The sequence below is a fragment of the Paenochrobactrum pullorum genome (assembly GCF_041929845.1).
Taxonomy (GTDB): Bacteria; Pseudomonadota; Alphaproteobacteria; order Rhizobiales; family Rhizobiaceae; genus Paenochrobactrum; species Paenochrobactrum pullorum.
This window is the reverse complement of sequence record NZ_JBHEEH010000053.1, coordinates 1-1,046: the sequence shown is the minus strand read 5'-3', so window position 1 is coordinate 1,046 and position 1,046 is coordinate 1. Positions and strand designations below refer to the sequence as shown.

The 1,046-nt window shown below is 50.1% G+C and carries 1 pseudogene; it reads left to right on the top strand.

What is annotated here, in order from left to right:
- Positions 1-8 precede the first annotated feature (8 nt).
- Positions 9-1,046, top strand: a pseudogene (locus JNC77_RS17585) (IS3 family transposase); the annotation flags it as partial.

Genomic DNA, 1,046 nt, shown 5'->3' with positions numbered 1-1,046 from the left:
GAGCAGCAGTGCGGCTTGCTGAGACAAGCGGTCGAACCCGTAAGGAGATTGCAGAAGATCTCGGCATAGGTCTTTCGACACTAACGCGCTGGATTACGCGCAACCGTGACGCTGGCATGAATGACCCTCTCCAGCGCAAGGCCGAAGAGGATCCGGCCGCCGAGCTTAAACGCCTTCGCCGTGAAAATGAGATTTTGCGCCAAGAGCGAGATATTTTGAAGAAGGCAACAGCTTTTTTCGCCAAGGAGGGAAGTCGATGAAGTTTCACTTTATCGATCAGCGAAGAAAAAATTCCCCGTATCTCGCCTTTGTTATCTCATGGGTGTTAGCCAAAGCGGTTATTTTGCGTGGAAAGATCGTCCGGCCAGCCGCCGCCAGCGCGCTGACCTTGTGATGTTGGCACATATACGCTCAGCTTGGTCTCTTTCGAATGGAACCTACGGTAGTCCGCGCATGACGCGCGAGTTACAGGATCAAGGGTTCGCTGTTGATCGTCGCCGGATTGCCCGCCTGATGCGTGAGAACAAAATGCACGCGCGCCAAAAACGCCGTTTTAAAAAGACGACAGACAGCTATCATAGCTTTCCGATTGCGCCCAACATCATCGCACAAGATTTTTTAGCAACAGGACCAAATCAGAAATGGGGTGCCGACATATCATATATCTGGACGCGGGAGGGATGGTTGTATCTTGCAGTCGTTGTTGACCTATTCGCGCGTCATGTCATCGGCTGGGCCGTTAGTGAGCGTTTACACCGTAAGCTGGCTCTTCAGGCGCTCGAGAAAGCTATAACAATGCGGCGACCGCCAAAAGGCTTGGTCCATCATTCGGATCGTGGCAGCCAATATTGTTCCTTTGATTATCAGGCCAAGCTGAAGGAAAATGGCATCCTGATTTCCATGTCAGGCAAAGGCAATTGCTATGATAATGCCATGGTTGAAACCTTCTTTAAAACATTGAAGTCAGAGATGATTTGGAGAACCGTATTCCATACGCGCGATGATGCACAAAAAGCCATTGCCCAATATATTGACGGATTCTATAA